Genomic DNA, 17,320 nt, shown 5'->3' on the forward strand with positions numbered 1-17,320 from the left:
CCGTTCAGTACTTGTTGACCGCGAAGCCCAGATTGATCCAACTCTTCCTTTTGGGAGAGTAGATACTATTTGGCACTACCACGGAAAGCGTAAACCCAACATTTCCTTGGGCATCCGTACCGAGAGCCATCATCTCAAAAGAAACGGGCACGGGGTTCTTTGTTGGGTCACCATTCGCATATTTTGGGGTCACCCTGTAGTCGACAATCTGTTTGGCCTTTACCGCTGCCGCCACCTGCGCCTCGTAGAAGCGCATGTTCTCGCTGATCCGCCCGTCCCCTCTGACATAGGCGTTGGTTTGGCGTGGACATGTCGCAAGATTCCTCTGGATGCCCCGGCCTCCCAGCGTACTGGCAATCAGGTGGCATGCATTGATTGCCTTTTCGTCAAGACCTTCCTGATCGGCCAGGTCCTGCGCGGGTCCGTAGCCCGTCGGATCCGAGCTGGGTGCTGTTCCTTTCTCAAGTTCGCCATCAACCAGGCACGCCTGCGCGCCGGTCGCACGGCCGTATGCGTCGAGCGGCTTGTAATCGTATCGGTCACCAGCTCTCTGGAGGCAGTTCTGGCCGTTGCGGTTGTACTCCTGCAGAAGCTCGTTGGGGATCCCGAAGCCGTTGTCGTCCTCCACACCTGGGGCGTTTTCGTAAATCGGTAGATCCTCAGTCTGGGCTGTCCCGCTGCCGTCAACCGCCCCTCCGTCCGGACCGGTCGATCCGTGGTCCGTCAGGTGTCCGTCGCCGTTGTCGGTGTGGCTACGGTCAACGGTCTCGTCGCAGCTGAAGAGCGAGGCAAACCCCAGCCCCTTCAACCCTCCCCATAGCCCCCGTGCCGCCTGAGGGATCCTTATCTCGGGAGCCACGAGGGTCAGACCTGCCAAGGCCGCGTCTTCCCAGGAGTCATGACCGAACCTGTTCTTGAGGTAGTCACGCAGTGCGTCCTCGGCCAGCTGACTGTTGGAGACTCGGCCGGGCAGTGGGTTGGGGATGGCCCAGCCGCGTTCGCCGAGCATGTAGCGCTCGCGGGCCGGCGACAGGTTGGGGACAGGGACCCGAACCGGGTCGCCGGTTCCGGGGGGATCGGACGGGTTGCCGGGGTTTCCGTGAGGTGTGCGCCTGCCGAAGTTCCCCGGGCTGCCGCTGCGTGGGCCCGGCGGCGGGTTCTTCCGCTTGCCCATCATGGGCCCGCAGGAGAGTGAGAAGTGGCCGGTGGGGTCGGCGTTGGCGAGGGGGTCGTCGTTGGCGTAGGCGTAGGGGTTGCCGTTGACGGACGGGGTGGGTTCCTGGGCGATGGTGTCGGCGCTGGTGAAGGCGGCGGTGGCGGGGTCGTACCAGCGGGCGGCCATGTTGACCTGGCCGGTGGAGGTATCGGTCCATCCTCCCTGGTAGCCGAGGCTAGAGGCGTTGCCGGTGGTGACGCGCTTCTGGCCGTAGGGGTCGTAGGCGGTGCTGCCTGCGAGCCCGCTGCCGTTGGCGTTGAAGGTGGCGAGCAGGTCGCCGTGCGCGTTGGTGTAGGCAAGCGCCGAGCCTTGGCCGTTGCCGAGGGCAAGGAAGTTGCCCGACGGGCCGCGGCTGTAGGTCTCGGTGCCGTCGCTGACGAGTTGGGTGCTGGCGCCTGCGTAGGTGAAGGTGCGTCCGCCGGGACCGGTGGCCATGCGACCGAGTGCGTCGTAGGTGTAGCTGGAGGTGCCTGCGCTGGTGAGTTGGTCGTAGGCATCGAAGGCACTGGTGCGTGTCACGCCGGCGCTGGTGCGGCTGGTCTGGGTGCCGCGGGCATCGTAGGTGTAGCTCGTGCCGCCTGCGGCGGTGAGCTGGTTGCGGGCGTTGTAGACCGCGGTGATGGTGGCTGCGGGGGTGGTGACGGTGGTGCGGTTGCCGGCGTTGTCGTAGCCGTAGCCGGTCTGGGTGGTGCCGTCGTTCCAGGTCGCGAGGCGGCCGGCCTGGTCGTAGGTGTAGGTCTGGGTGCCCGATCCGGCGAGGCCGCCGGTGGTCTGGGTGGTGATGCGGCCGTTGCTGTCGCGGGTGTAGGTGGTCTGGGCCTGGACTGTTCCGCCGGGTGCCTTGAGGGTGTCGGAGGCGAGCTGGTGGCGTGCGTCGTAGGTGAGGGTGCGTGTCGAGCCGGTGCCGTAGGCGACGGAGGTGACGTCGCCGGTCTGGTTGTAGCCGTAGGTCAGCGTGGTGCCGGTCTGGGGTTCGTTGGCGGTCTTGAGCTGGCCTGCGGCGTCCCAGGTGAAGGTGGCGGTGCCCGCCTTGTCGGTGCGGGTGGCGAGGTCGCCGTCGGCGGTGTAGCCGAGGGTGGCGTTCCCGCCGGGCCCGGCGGCTGTCAGCAGCAGGGCGCGGTCGTCGTAGGTGTAGGTGTTGGTGCCGCTCGGCGTGCCGGCGGAGGTCGTTCGGCCGGCGAGGTCGTAGTCGAACGTGCGGGTGGGGGTTGAGGCTTGGGCGCCGGTGCCGGACTGGGAGGTCAGGCGGCCAAGCGCGTCGTACACCGAGCTGACCGTGACCCCGCCGGGACGGGTGCTCTTGACCGAGCGTCCGGCCGCGTCGTAGCCGATGGTCGTGGTGCGGTCGCCAACGGCCGTGAAGCCAGTCGTGGCGGGGACGGTCGTGTACTCGGGCAGGCCGAGGGTGTTGTACCCGTAGTAGGTCGGGTTGCCGTTGCCGTCGGTGTAGCGGGTCCTGCGGCCGGCGGCGTCATAGCCGAACGTGGTGGTGATGGAGCCGGTCGCGGTGACGGGTTCGATCTGGCGGGTCCGGTTCCCGGTGGCGTTGTACTCCCAGCGGGAAGTCGCGCCGGACGAATCGGTGCGGCTGGTCAGCAGTCCAGCTGCATCGTTGCCGAACTTGGTTGCCGCCAGCAGGGCTCCTACGGAGTCGAGTTCGTCGGCCTCGATCAGGCGTCCGGCGGTGTCGTAGGCGTTGGTGGTCGCCGTGCCGTCGGGCATGGTGAGCTTGGTGCGCCGGCCGCCGAGGTCGAAGGCCGCGGTGGTGGTGCGGCCGAGGGAGTCGGTGGTGGAGACTTGCTCGCCTGCCGCGTTGTAGGCGGCCGTTGTGACCGCGCCGGAGGGGCTCTTGACGGTTAGCTGGTTCCCGGCGTTGTCGTAGGTGAACGACGTCGTCAATGCCTGGGTTGTCGGCTGCCGGACGACCTGGGTGGTCGTGACGGGGCGCCCGAGGTCGTCGTAGGTGCTCTCCGTCCGCGCGCCGGTCGGGCCGACGACCGCGAGCGCCTCGCCGACCAGGTCGTACGTCGTCGTGGTCGTCGGTGTGCCGCTGGCGACCGCGGGGGCGGTCTGCCGCGCGGGGTTGCCGAACTGGTCGTAAGTGGAGGTGCTGACGCCACCCAGCGGGTCGGTCACCTTGGTCGGGCGGCCGAGTGCGTCGAACTCCCGCGTAGTCACGGGGGTAAGCGGCGTGGTGCTGCCCGGCGGGGTGTAGGCGGGGGCGGCGGCGGCAATCTGGCGGCCGGCGTCGTCGTAGGTAAAGGAGGCGATGTTGCCGGCCGGGTCGTCGACGGCGGTGACCGCGCCGAAGGTGTCGTAGCCAGTCAGGGTGATCGGGTGGACATTCTGCGGACTTCCGCCGCCCGTTTCCGCCGCCACGGTCGGGGCGATGACCTGGGTGGGCTGTCCGGCCTGGTCATAGACGTAGCGGGTGGTGTAGTCGGCCGCGTTGGCGCCGATTGCGTTGCCGCGTGGGTCCGTGGTGGAGGTCAGCAGGCCCCGCTGGTCATAGGTGTGCGTGGTGGTCAGCCGGCCGTCGACGCCAGCCAGGCCAGGGTGGTCGACGAGCGCTTGGACCTCGGCGGCCGTGAGGGCACGGTCGTATGCCTCGACGTCCGCGATGCCGCCGTGGAACAGGTCACCGTTGTAGGTGGCTTTGCCAATCGTGAACGGGCCGGTCGCGTTCCACGGGGTGGAGTCGACCACGTCACTTTGGAGCACGCCGTTGACGTACAGCTTCATGTGGTTGGTCGAGGCGTCGAACACACCGGTCAGGTGTGTCCACACGCCGACCTGCGGGGGTGCGGTCGCGGCTGCTACCGGCCAGTCCGGCGGGTTGTTGCTGCTGTCGGACGGCCTGCTGAACACCCAGGTGCCCGCGAACTTGTTGTACTGCAGGTAGAACCCGCTGTAGGTCGGACCATCCTGCGCCACCACGGTGTTGAACGATGTGGTGTCGGTGAGCTTGGCCCACGCGGACACCGTGAAGCTCTTCGAGCTGTCCAACGCCGGGCCTGCGGTGTTGATACCGCCGGTGCCGTTGAAAGCGGCGCTGCCACCATGCTCGCTGGACCAGCTCACACCCGGCGCGAGCGTCCCCGACTGGTGGCTGGTTGCGTCGGCCGCGATCGTGCCGGAGCCGTCGTTGAGCTTCCACCAGCCGGCGGGACCGGCTGGGGCCGCGGTGTCGGTGGTGATGCTCTCGGCAGTGGTGTGCCCGGCTGCGTCGTAGGCGTAGAGGGTTTCCTCCGGCTTGGCTGTGCCGGGGGCGGTGCGCAGTACGCGGGTCGGCCGGTCGGCCGCGTCGTAAGTGAACGTCGCGGTGCGCTCGAGGCCGCCGGGGTCGAGCATCGTGGACGTGGTGCGGCCTGCGGCGTCGAAGACCGCGGTGGTCGTGGTCCTTCCGCCACCGGTGGTCTGGCGGATGGCGTGTCCGGCGCCGTCGTAGAAGTCCTGCTCGAGGACGACGCTGCGCGAGGTGCCGTCGGGGTTGCGGAAGTTGTCCTGGTCGATCTCGGCCAGGGTGTTGTTGTCGTTGTAGTAGTAGTGCTTGGTCCGGCCCATCGCGTCGGTGACCGTGGCCATGCGTCCCGCAGGGTCGTACGCGCGGGACTCGAGGATCTGCGCCGCGGCTGACTTGGGGTGGTTGGGGTCGCCGGTGTAGTTGGTGAGCGTCGTGGTCTCGAGCTGGTTTGTCGCTGAGTACGTGTAGGTGAGGTGGTTGCCGAGCGGGTCGGTGCTGTCGGTCTTGTTGCCGTACTGGTCGTAGGCGTAGGTGGTTTTCCCGGCCGCTGTGGTTACCGATTCGACGCGGTCGTAGGCGTCGTATGTCCACATCGTGGTCCGCGGTGCGTCCCCGCCGGTGGTGTCTGCGTCCGTCTGTGTGAGCACGTTGCCGTCGGCGTCGAAGGTCCGGGTCGTCTTCGGTGTGTGGGTCACGCCGGTGACGGCGTTGACGGTGCCGGGGTCGGTGCGCGTGGTGATGCGGCCGAGCTTGTCGTACGCGACCGCGACCATTACGCCCGCCGGGTAGGTGTCCGACACCTGGGTGGTGGTCGTGTCCCTGCCAAGCGCATCGTAGGTGTACTTGGTCACCAGGCCTGACGGAGCGGTCTTGCTTTCCAGGTCACCATTGGCGAAGTACGCGTAGCGGGTCGTCTGCCCACTCGCGTCCTGGGTGGACGCGAACAGGCCCGCAGGCTGCGTGCCGCCACCAGGCGCCGCCTCGGTTCCTGTGGTGTAGGTGGCGGTGCTGGTGCGGCCGCTGGGGAAGTCCGGTGTGGCCGGCGTCGTCGAGGAGAGCACGTCACCGCGCGCCGAGTAGGTGAAGGTGGTTGCGTATGTCGAGTCCGCGGGCCCGCTGGAGCGGCCGTCCGCCCGGGAGGTGGGCAAGTGGTTGCGCACGTCGCCGTCAGGGAAGGCACCGGCGGCCGGGTACGACGCGTACGCCGTGGAGCACTTGGTCGTGTCCTCGCACGTGGTCGTCGATACCGTGTTGCCGCGATCATCGTGGCCGATGGTGGTGGTGTGGCCGTTCTGGTCCGTGACCGCGTTGACGAACCCCCCGGTGTCGTACCCGTAGGCGGTGAAGTGGTTCCGCTCGTCGGTAACGGAGACCAAGCGGCCGCCGTGCTTCGGGTCGTACTGGTACATCCGGCTGTGCGGGCTTATTTCGTGGACCTCGACATAGGTGAGTGCCCGCTTGGTGTTCGCGGTTTCGCCTACTGGAGCGAGGCGGCTGTAGCGGGCGGCGACATCCGCAGCGCTGACCTCGCTGCGGTAGGCGGCGACCTGGCTAATCTCACCGGTGAAGTAGCCGGACGAGGGGGCGTTGGCCCAGCCGGTGGTGGTGCCCGCACCGAGGTACACGTAGGCCGCACCGTTGTACTGCAGGGTTCCCGCCACGGGGCCCGCGGCCGGCTTGCCGTCGAGGTACAAGGTCACTTGGTTGCCGTTGGAGGTCAGTGCGACCTGGTGCCACTTGTTGTCGGTGACCTGCCCTGGGGTGACCAGCTGTGGGGCGCCCCAGAAACGGCCGTATAGCTTGCCGTCGGTGCCCACGTACATGGCGGGGTTCCACATGTCGGTGGCCGAGTGTGGGTTGCTCAGCGAGAAGTCCTGGTAGGAGAGCAGTACTCCGGGCTTACTGGTCTGGAACCACAGCTCGATGCTGTTCGGGCCCTGCTGCGGCGCGGCGCTGGACGGGAGCTGCACGTAGGAGGAGGTCCCATTGAAGATGTCGGCGTTGGCGCCGCCCGGGCCGTTGTGGGAGTCCGTGCCGGCGAGGTTGTTGTTGATGCCGTAGCTGCCGCCGGGCAGCGGGATGCTCAGCTCGGAGCCAGCAGCGGTCGCGCCGGCCACGTCGTCCAGGCGCCAGTAGGCGCGCGGCTGGGACGCCATCACTGTGGCCCGGTAGGCGGCGAACAGGTCTACGCCGTCGGTACGCGGCTGGGTAGCCGCCGCGAAATGGGCCTGGACGGTCTCCGGTGACAGCACCGCGTCGTACTGCGCGACCTCGGCAACGGCTCCGGGCAGGCGGCCTTCCACGTCGGTGGGACCGTGCCACCAGGCGGTGGCGTTGCCCGCCCCCACATACACGTACGGGCGGTCCTCCCAGCGGACGTAGGCGGTCCCCGACCGCTCGACTCCGTCCAGGTAGAGGCTCGCAATGCGCTGCGAGCCTTGCCCGGTGGTCACGACCACGTGGTGCCAGGCACCGTCCGTGACCGTGGTGTTCGAGCCGATAGAGCTGCCCTGCAGACCGGCGTAGAGCATGTTGTCGCTGCCGATGTACAGCACGGTCCCGCTCCCGCTCAAGCTCCCTGCCTGGGAGCCGAGGGGCCGGTCCTGCGAGCCGTACAGCACTCCGGGGCCGGTGGCCTTGAACCACAGCTCGAAGCTCGCACCGCGCGTGGGGGTATCGGAGACGGGGAGTTGGAGAACGGAGGTGGTGCCGTTGAAGCCGGCGGACTTGCTCGCCGGCGAGGCGATCGGCCCCGCACCGCCGAGCGTCACGTTCTGGTAGGACCCCGAGGAGCCGTTCGCCGCGGTCACCGAGATCTGCTCCGCCGCGACGGCGCCCCCTGCGTCGGTCAGCCGCCAGTAGCCGGTGGGCCGGCTGTTGACGACCGCAGCCTGGTACAGGTCGGCGGCGGTGGTGTCCGGTCCGGGATTGGTCGTTGCGGCTGCGTAGAGGCTGGCGATGGATGGAGCACCGAGCTGGTATGGGAGGTTGAACGTCTCGGCGATCTGGCCCTTGAAGTGTCCGTCGGGATCGGTGGGCGCCGCGGCCCAGCCTTCGGCGGTGCCTGCTCCGAGGTAGGCGTAGGCGTTGCCGTTGTAGGCCAGCTTGCCGTCCACCGGTGTGCCGACGGCCGCGCCGTCGAGATAGAGGCTCTGGGTGTCCACGCCGGCGGACAGCACGGCGAAGTGCCATTGCCCGTCGTTCACAGCCGCGCTGGTGTGCGTCTGGGACTGGCCGCCCCAGAGCAGGCTGTACAGCTTCCCGTCCGTGCCGATGTACAGGGCCGGATTCCAGTTCCTCGTTCCTGACGCGGCTCCGCCCAGCGGGAAGGACTGGTAGGAGTAGAGCACTCCAGGCGCCGTGGTCTTGAACCAGAGGCCGATGGACACCGGGCCTTGGGTGGGTGCTGCCTGGGACGGCAGCTGCACGAATGAGCTCGTGCCGTTGAATGTCGCTGAGGCTGTGCTACCGGATGCCAGCGGTCCGGCGGCGTTGGATGTGACGTCGTGGTAGGTGCCGGACGCGGGGCGCACGGGCGCGTGCCAGGTCAGGTCTTGGGCAGTGGCCCCGTCCGCGTCGCCGAGCGGCCAGTAGCCGCTCGGTCGGCCGCTCAACACAGCGGCGGTGTAGCCCCCTGCGTCTGTGGTCTTGCTTGTGGGGGGCTCGACGGTCCAGGTCGCGTCGTTTTCGTCGGTGTAGTTCGCAACCCGGTCCTGTTTCGCGCTGTACTGCGCAGTCATCTGTATCTTCCCCGAAGGGAGCGTGATCTTGGAGAGTTCGGTCGCGGCCTTCGTGGCGGCGGTGTACTGCTGCTGGACGGCGGTCGCGCCCAGCACGTGGTTGTACAGGGCGAATTCGCCGATCTGGCCGTTCAGGTGCCCCCACTGATCGGCAGGGTGCGCGGGCTGGTCTGTGGTGTAACCCGCCCCCAGGTAGTAGTAGGCACCCGTGATGGAGAGCATGCCGGACTGCGTGCCGACCAGGGCCCCGTCCAGGTACAAGGACTGCGTGGAGTCGACTCCGGTCAGCACGGCGAAGTGCCATTTGTTGTCGTTAACGAGGCTGCTGGACACGATGCGGGTTGTCTGCCCGTTTGGCAGGTGCCCGTAGAGCTTTCCATCCGTGCCGACGTACAGAAGCAGGTCGCTGTAAGTCCCTGATCCGTCCGGGGGGCTTCCCTCGCTGAGCAACACCCCGGCCGAGGACGTCTTGAACCACACCCCAGCAGTCGCCCGGGTCTTGTCCGCCAGGGGCTTGTAGGGGAAGCCGACGTACGAGGTGGTGCCGTTGAAGACTGCTGCCTTGGTCGGTACGCCGGCCAGCGGCCCAGCTGCCGACCCCGTGTAGATCGGTGCGGCGTTCCGTGACTCGTCCAGGTCGATGAGCGTCTCGTCGACCTGCCGTACCGCCCCTTGCGAGTCAGCGTCCAGGCGCCAGTAGTGGGCAGGGCCGGCGTCCATCACCATGGTTCGAAAGTGCGACCCGGAGCTCTCGCCCGAAGTCCCGGCGTACTGCGTGCAGTCGGTCGACGAGGTGGGCGGACACACCTTAGCGAGTTGGTCAGCGTTGTAGGTGTACGTCCACACCAGCGCGCTGTTCGGGTCCTGGGGGGTGGCCCGGTCCGTGGTGATGGTGGCTACGTGGTGGGCGACGGGATCCCAGGCGAGGTGCAGGCTGCGGCCTGCGGTGGTGTTGGTGATCGTCGCTAGGGTGCCGTCCGGGTTGTAGGCAAGCGTCACGGAGCGGGCGTCCCGGTCGGCGATGGCGGTGGGCCTCCACCCGGCCCCGTTCTGCTGCGCGAACGTGAACACGGTACCGGACGTGTCGGTGAGGGTGTACCCGCCACCGCTGCGCGCGGCAAGGACGATGGTCTGGCCTTCGGGAGCGGTGAACGTCCCATCGTTGTTGGCCCCGAATCGGGCCTGGCGTCCGTTGGCCAGGGTGACGACGACGTTGCCGGTGCCGTCCTGGTCCGGGAGGGCCTGCATGTCGTAGGCAGTGATCCAGCCGGCCCCGAACAGGGTGTCCGTGCGCGGGTCGAGCGAGTTGTAGGTGCGGGATATCCGCAGCGCCGGCCCCACCACGGCCACATCGGCGTCGACGGCGGAGGTCGTGTAGTTGCCGACTAGCGGGTCGACCTGCTTGTCGGAGCCGCCGCCGAGATGCGAGGTGACCAGCGGCTGGTCGATCACCGGGGTGAAATAGGAGGGCGCGGACGTGGTGACGTCCTGGCCGTCGCCGACCGACGCGGTCCAGGCGTACTTCTTGCCCCATTTCAACGCGCCAGCGGGCGGGCTCCAGGCGTTGGCTGCCATCCAACCGGACGAGGCCACCGGGGAGGTCGCGCCGACCTCGGTGATCTGGAAGCTGTAGCCGGGGCTGGCCTGCGGATAATGGTCCGGGTCGTCCCCGTCGACGCTGAGCAATGGCGTCGTGCTGCCGACCGTGTTGTTGGTGAGTGGTGACATTGCGTAGATGCGCGGTTTCGTATTTCCCGATGGGATCACCGAACAGGGCGCGCTGATCGGCACACCGTACTGGGTGTAGAACTCGCCTGCGGGGCCCCACATGCTCCAGCAGATGATGTAGTTGCCTGCTGGCATGGACGGGATCGTCGCGTTGACCGTCGTGGACTGGTTGGGTGCGACGCTGCCGGGCAAAGCGGTGCGCGGCATGGTGTTGCTAATCAGGTTCCACGAGGTGTCGTAGATCCACGGGACGACGCTGAAGGCATCCGTCGTCCAGGTGCTGTTGCCGCGGTTGGTGACGGTCACCTGCGCCGACCCGGCGAGGCTCGAGGTGGGGAATACGGCCGTGCCCACGCTGTAGTCCGCGCCGACAGGGCTGTAGGTCACAGCCAGGTACGGCGGGGCATCGGAGTTGACGGACTTGAACCGCTTCCACGCAGCGACGCTGCCGACGTCCGTGGTGACCGCGAGCCCGAGGTTGGAGCCGCCGTGGACCCAGCTCTCGACCAGCTGCACGCCGGCCTCGCGGGCGGAGACCCCCAGGTTGACTGATTTCCACCGGGCACCGCCACAGGTGTCGCCCGCGTAGAAGGCGTTCCATCCGACGGCCGCACCGATACTCACACCCGGGTAGTACTTGATCGTGTTGTACTGCCAGTCGCTGGTGATCGGAGAGACGGTCACGCCTTGGTTGGTGCAGCCGCCCGAATGGGTGTTGTACAGCCACAGGGTGGCGGACTCAATGTAGGCGTTGGAGAGTTCGCCGCCCCAATTCCCGAACCACAGGTAGGCGTTGGCCTTGTGGCCGCCGTTGTCCCACGAGCCGGCACGGATGTCCGATCCGGTGGAGAAGTTCTGGTTGTACGGGCTCTCCACGTACGTGCTGACCGAGGCGCCGCTGGTCGTCGTGGTGGGGTCCACCTTCACCGGGAACACTCGAGCGGGGTCGTGCAGCCATGCCTCGTCGAGGGACACCTGCAGCGCGGGAGCCCCGTCGACAGTGGTCAGGCTGTAGGTCACGCCAGTCGACACCGCGCCTTCACCGGATATCGCAGAGACGTGCGCGTCTTCCATGTAGCCGTGCGGCAGTGTCTGCCGGACCACCCCGTCGGCGTCCTTGAAAAGCACATTCCCGTCCGCGTCCAGCGACGGCGTGAGCCCAGTCAGTGCGAACGGGTAGGTGAAGCTGGTCGGCGCGGTCGCTTCCTTGAGGACGAGGGTCTCCTTGACCTGGCGCGGCTGGGCCTCGAACACCACATCCGTTCCGGGCAGGACGCCCCCGTAGGTGACGGTGCTGCCGTCCACTGAAGCGTTCGCCGCGGCCGCGCCGCGCAGCCCGAACGCGACTTGGTGCTGGGCGTCCGGCCCGGACGCGACCAGACGCGGGTCGGCGGCGTTGGGGGCGAATGTGGGCTTGGCGTTGTTCTGCTTCTGCGTCCAACGGCCGCTCTGCTCTTGGACCAGCGCCGTGTCGATCGGCGCCCACGAGCCGTCCGGTTGTTGGAAGTTCACTGTGCCCGTGTACAGGCGGGCGGTACGTGTGCCGTCCGGGTTCTGGAACACCGACCGGTCTGCCGCGCTCTCCTTGCCCAGCATCGGGCCCGGCGCCGGCATGCCTGCGGGTGACGCCTCCGACTTCGCGGCATCGGCGGGAGCCTGCGGTGCCGTGCCGTCGCCTGGCTGCCATGCCCGGGCGGGCTTGGCCCCGTCGGGAACACTGCGCGTGTCCGTGACGGCAGTGGGCGTGCGCGGCTCAGGCGCGGGCGGCGCCGGGTCCGGAGCGTCCGCATCCGGCGGCAGCTCCCCCTCGCCCGGAACTCGCGGATTTGCCGGGCCCTGCACCCGCAGCTTGCGCGCGGGGCCGTCGGTCTCGTGCGGCAACCCGGCAGCGCTGCCCGCGCGCTGTTGAGGTGTCGACGGCGAGCCGTGGCTTGGTCCGCCTTGCGCGGCCCACGCCGTGGCGCCGTCCGTTGCTGTGACCGCGAACACCGCGCCCATAGCCAACACCGCCACCGCCCGGCGGCCCGCCGCACGCCAACGCCGCCCAGTCCGCCACGGGGAACGCCTGCGCTCAGCCCCTGACGCGTTCTTCGCAGCATCCACCCCGAGCACGTGCAACTCCCCCACAGACGAGCAAGTTTCCGTGGGCAGCGCACACGGCGATCGAAGATCTATCCGGGCACGGGACATGACAGCAACCAACGGGCGGGATCCGCAGATGACAGATCGTCAGCAAACCTCACCGTTGGCCCGGTTTGAGTCTGATGGATTTTTCATTCGCATGACCAAAGCCCGAAAGTTCTTTGGCGACAATCCGATTTGCTGATCACGTCGCACTCCGGGCAAGTGTTCGCTTCTGGCACGCTCGCCACGCGGACAGGGCGGCGCAGGACCGCAGCATGGCTACCCCGTCAGGTCTGGGCTCCGTCCAGGCCTGTGAGTTCCACCGCCAACCCGCGACGCCGGTCGCCGACCCAGGAACGCTCAGGTGACGACCATGAGACTCCCACGCGCGCACACACACCGCGCCGGCCGCAGACTCTTTTGCGCCACAGCCGTGTTGACGGTTCTGGCGTTCACCACCCCGGCGCTCGCCGATCCGGCATGGCCACTCGACGACCGGCACCTCCACGCCGAACAGGCATGGCAGATCTCCCAGGGTGACGGAGTCCTCATCGCCGTCGTCGACACCGGTGTGGCCGCCGACCATCCCGACCTCGCCGGGCAAGTCCGAACCGGGACGGGGTTCGTCGGCCTCGCTGGCGACCAGGGCACCACCGACGTCTCCGCCGACTCCCACGGCACCTCCGTAGCCGCGATCATCGCCGGAACCGGCGCCTCGTCAAACGGCAGCGGGGTCAAAGGCCTGGCCCCTCGAGCTTCGATCCTGCCGATCCGCGTCAGCCTGCAGAACGACGTCGAAGCCGGCACCGTCGCACAGGCCATCGCCTACGCCGCCGACCACGGCGCCAAGGTCATCAACATCTCGCTCGGCACCCCCGACCCAGACCCCGCCCTGCGCGCCGCCGTCAAGTACGCCCAAGACCGCGACTGCGTCATCGTCGCCTCCGCCGGCAACACCGGTCGGGAATCCAACGAGCCGATGTATCCGGCGTCGTTCCCCGGCGTCATCAATGTCACCGGCGTCGGAACGGACTACCGCTTCTGGCCCCGCAGTCAGTCAGGGTCTGGCAGCAGCATCGCCGCGCCGGCAACCGACATTCGCTCGGCGAACAACAAGGGGCAGTACGTCCGAACCGAGGGCACGAGCTACTCGGCGGCCTACGTTTCCGCGACGGCAGCCCTCGTCCGAGCGCGTTACCCGCAACTCACTGCAGCCCAGGTGGTCCGCCAGCTCGTCGACACAGCCAAGCCACAAGGCCCGCATGATCAGTACGGCCACGGCATCCTCGATCCGCTGAACGCAGTTTCCCGCGCACCGGACACGGTCCACACCGACAACCCGCTCACTGCGGCGCCGAACGCGGATGGGTCGTCGTCGCCCGTGCTCCTCATCGTTTCCGCGGGTTCCGCCGTCGTGATGACGGCCGCGGGGGGGTGGTGGCTCACCAGGCGCCGCCGTGCGAAGGCTCCGGTTCCCGCGCCGATCGCATCCAAGCCGCGGAGCCCCCGGGCGCCAGCCGCATCGCCACCACGACAACGTTCCAAGTCCAAGACGAAGGCGCGCCGCCGATGACCCCCCGTAACGCCCAGACCGCTGCCGCGAATCCGGTCCTTCGCATCGTCCGGTCGACCTCCCGCAGAACCCGCCTCGTCATCGCGGGCGCAATCGGCACCCTTGCCGCTGCGGCAGTCGCAGCCTGGATATGGTGGCCAACCGGCAACCATGGTGAGCCCGTCGTTGCCAACAACTATTCACTCAACTTCAAGGTCTGCTTCGTCGATTACCCCGACGACACGGCCAGCGCCGCCGCATCCGACGCCACATGGCGTGCACTCCAGCAGACGGCTGCCACAGGAACCGTCAACGCCGAACGCGTGACGATTCCGCCGGGCTCCACCGACCTCGCCACCTACGTCGCCGGCATGACCCAACGCCGCTGCGGACTCATCGCCACCGTCGGCACTCCCCTCGACACCGCCGTCCACAGCGCCGCAGCCGCGAACGCCGCTCAGCAGTTCTTGAGCATCAGCGACACGAGTTCCAACACCACGCCGAACATCAGTGTCGTCTCCGGGAGCAGCACCGAACTCCCCAGCCGGATCCAGGAGATCGTGGCCCAGCTCGCGCGGCCCGCCGGAACTACCAAGCCGTGACCCTGTGGATGCTGATTATTACGTCCGTGCAGATCAAGCGGCATGTCGGTATTCGTGGAGGGTGCCGCCGAGTCTGTCGTGTCGGCGTATGTCAAGGTGCGTGATCCGATCGGGGTCGGTGATCAGATCGGGCAGCGCACATAGTGGCGCCGCCTGGTGGAGGATTCGGTGCGGCCGATGCGTGTTGCAGTGCTGCCCGAACTCGCGCAACGCGTGGACTCCGGCGACGCCCGCGTCTTCCAGGTCCATGACCAGGTTCCGGACTGCCTCGGTGACCCACGCGGCGGTGGGGTGCGCGGTGCGCGGATGGCTTTTTCGGCACCCATAATCCGCCCCACTGGTGTCGCCAGGCCGGTTGCGTCTTCAGTGTCGGGCAGCGTAGGCAGCCCGGCCTGGGGCAGCCCAAGGAGTTGCCGGACGATGGCGCGTGCTTGCACGGCCAACGCGGCAAGGTCGGGAACGGTAGCACCGTCAACGAGCTGGGTCCGTCAGCTAAGCCGCGCTCCTGCACGATGCCGACCGCCCGTGGGCCGCAGTCGCTGTCGCGGGCGAAGACCGCCACGCCGGACATGCCTTGCGGCTAGAACCTGCGGTGCAGAACTGCCTCGTGACAGAGCGCATCGTGCCTTGAAGGCGCAAGCATCAGATGCAGCCCTTCTGAACCAGTTCGGCCGATACCGTCCCGTGTATCAGATATGTGGCGACCGCCCTGTCGATGCACGAACTCCCGGTTCCGAACGCGGTGTGGCCGCCTCTGAGCAGGGATATCCGTACCGCGTTGCCGAGTTGTTCCGCCAAGCGCTTGGCTGCGGCGGGTGGGGTGACCGGGTCCCCGAAGTTTCCGATGACCAGGACCGGGGTGCCGGGCGGTGCTTTGACCGGATGGGGCGGCTCGTTGGCCCTGCTCGGCCACAAGGCGCAGTCCTGGCGGGCCAGTTCGGCCGCGGTGGTGCCGCGGGCGTACAGGGGGGCGTCTTCGCCGAGCTCGTCCAAGGCCTGCTGCACGCGCTCCGCGGACGGGGTGTCACCCGGCGAATCGGCGCAGCTGATGGCCTCGAAGGCGTCCGCGGAGTTGTCGTAACGGCCGTCTTCGGCACGTCCGTTGAACTGGTCGGCGAAGGAGAGCAGGTCGGTGCCGTCGTGGTCGCGTATGGCGGCGGTGAGGGCGTCGCGCAGCGGCTGCCAGGTGGTGGCGTCGCCGTAGAGCATGCCGATGGTGCCGCTCCACCCCAGGTTGGCGGTGAGCTGTCGGCCGGGGGTGTGGGTAGGCAGAGGGGCGTCGCGCAGTCCGTCGAGGAAGTCGGCGGCGGCCGACGGGGCCTTGTCCGGGTCGTTGCCGAGCGGGCAGTCGGCGTAGTGGGTGCAGTCCTTGGCGAAGTGGGACAGCGCTATGTCGAAGCCGACGGCCTGTTCGACGGACGCACTGAGGCGGTCCTGCGCCGGGTCGACCGCACCGTCCAGCACGATGCGTCCGGCGCGGTCGGGGAACTGCTCCACGTAGCGGGTTCCCAGGTAGGTGCCGTAGGAGAGACCGAGGTAGTCGAGCTTCGCCTGCCCCAGAGCGCCGCGCAGGACGTCCATGTCGCGGGCGGTGTCACGGGTGCCGATGAAGGGCAGCAGGTCGCCGGACTTCTGCCGGCACCCGGCGGCGAACTCGCGGTCGAGCCGGTCCTTGTAGGCGGCGCGCTCGCTGTCGGCGGTCGGCCCGTCGGCGGTGTTGCGCGCGTCGCGCGCCGCGTCGTCCAGGCAGCGCACCGGACTGCTGGCGCCCACCCCGCGCGGATCGAACGCGACGACGTCGAACCGGGCATGCAGCGTGCCCGCGAAGCTGTCCGCGGCCCCGAAGAGCCACTGGACACCGGACGCTCCTGGGCCGGGGTTGGTGACCAGCGCACCGATGCGTTCGTCCTTCTCCGAGGCCGGCAGCATGGCCATGGCGAGGTCGATGGTGCGGCCGGTCGGGTTCGCGTAGTCCAGTGGCACGCGCAGCGTCGTGCACCGGAAGTCATCGTTCTCGGTGCCCGCGTCGTCGGCGCAAGGATGCCAGTCGAGTCGTTGTTCGTAGAACGCGCGCAGCTCCGGGGTCCCGCCGACCACCGCGGGGTCTCGTGGCTCGGCGCCTCCGCCCTTTGAACCTGACGTGCACCCGGTGAGAGCCAGCACGGGTATCGCAAGAACCGCCGTAATGCGGCGCACCAGAAAGCCGTTCACCCAAAGAACCATTCGACAGGCGGGGCGCGACGTGGCACCGCGACGGACACGGAACGCCACGTGCGACGTGGACGAGACCAGCGACTTCCCGGGAGGAGAACCAGCCAGGAGTTTGCCAGATCCACCATCAAATACGATCTTGCGGGGTGCTGGATCGATTGAAGTTGATCATGTTCTAGAAGCGTCGCTGGGCAAACAATGGCCGCGCTGCGCGGCCGCGGCCGCGGATTCCAGGCAGTCCAGCGTCGGCGACCTGGCGGGCGGGTTGGGGCCAGGTGGTCGAGCATCGCGTCGAAGGTGTCGTCGAGTTCCCGGAGTTCGCCTATGGGGCAGATCAGCGCGACGCGTTCGCGCAGCTAATGGAACGACAGAAGACAGCCGGTCGCGGTGCTGCGGGGCGCTGGCCCAAGCACCTAGCCTGAGAGCCACCAACCAGCGAACGCCCCTACTGTTGCGAGCGCTCCGGCATCGATCCGTGTCGCTGTCCGCTGGCACTCCGTCAGCCCGGCATGGGCAGCGCGTTCAACGCCACGTCGGCGGCGGGCCGTCGCACAGCCCGAACCCGCCATCGACGCACGCCAACGGTGCGCTTGTCGACCGGCTTGGCGAACGGCACGCCGGCCGCGACCGGACACTGGTCGCGGCCCAAGCCTGACACCGTGGTGATCACGGACGGTTCGCTGACCTAGCTGGTCTTGCTTCACCACTTCGTGAGGAAATCGCCGCGCTTGCCCCATGCCCGTTCGCCGTGCCAGTTCCGAAATTTCGTGAGAGAGCACGACCCGTGGGACCCGCGCGGAATAGGGTCTCGATGAATTCACCTAGCCGCCCGGAATTCTGCCCAAACGTTGGGCCCTTTCCAGGCTGAACCACGACCACTCGTCCGGGGTGTCGGACCCGGTA

At 68.1% G+C, this 17,320-nt stretch carries 5 protein-coding genes; 2 read left to right on the forward strand and 3 right to left on the reverse strand.

The genetic code is table 11. The features are described from left to right. Positions 1-4: 4 nt before the first annotated feature. The gene (locus tag QI554_RS30825) at positions 5-11,185 is read right to left on the reverse strand and encodes a LamG-like jellyroll fold domain-containing protein (protein ID WP_281474553.1); all 11,181 of its coding nucleotides are present in this window, start codon (positions 11,183-11,185) and stop codon (positions 5-7) included. 1,300 nt (positions 11,186-12,485) lie between these two features. Between QI554_RS30825 and mycP the strand changes: the two genes are divergently transcribed. Further along, a complete protein-coding gene (mycP, locus tag QI554_RS30830; protein WP_281474554.1) occupies positions 12,486-13,625 on the forward strand; it encodes a type VII secretion-associated serine protease mycosin in 1,140 nt (379 codons plus the stop codon). After that, complete coding sequence (locus QI554_RS30835; protein ID WP_281474556.1) at positions 13,622-14,206, forward strand: hypothetical protein; 585 nt, start codon at positions 13,622-13,624, stop codon at positions 14,204-14,206. Before mycP ends, QI554_RS30835 begins: the two co-directional genes overlap by 4 nt. 642 nt (positions 14,207-14,848) lie before the next feature. On the opposite strand, the gene QI554_RS30845 is transcribed toward QI554_RS30835, so the two are convergent. Next, positions 14,849-16,303, reverse strand: a complete 1,455-nt coding sequence (locus tag QI554_RS30845; RefSeq protein WP_281474557.1) for an alpha/beta hydrolase — start codon at positions 16,301-16,303, stop codon at positions 14,849-14,851. A 613-nt stretch (positions 16,304-16,916) separates the two neighbouring features. Next, positions 16,917-17,087, reverse strand: a complete 171-nt coding sequence (locus QI554_RS30850; RefSeq protein WP_281474558.1) for a hypothetical protein — start codon at positions 17,085-17,087, stop codon at positions 16,917-16,919. Positions 17,088-17,320 lie beyond the last annotated feature (233 nt).

The organism is Yinghuangia seranimata (assembly GCF_029953285.1).
Lineage (GTDB): Bacteria > Actinomycetota > Actinomycetes > Streptomycetales > Streptomycetaceae > Yinghuangia > Yinghuangia seranimata.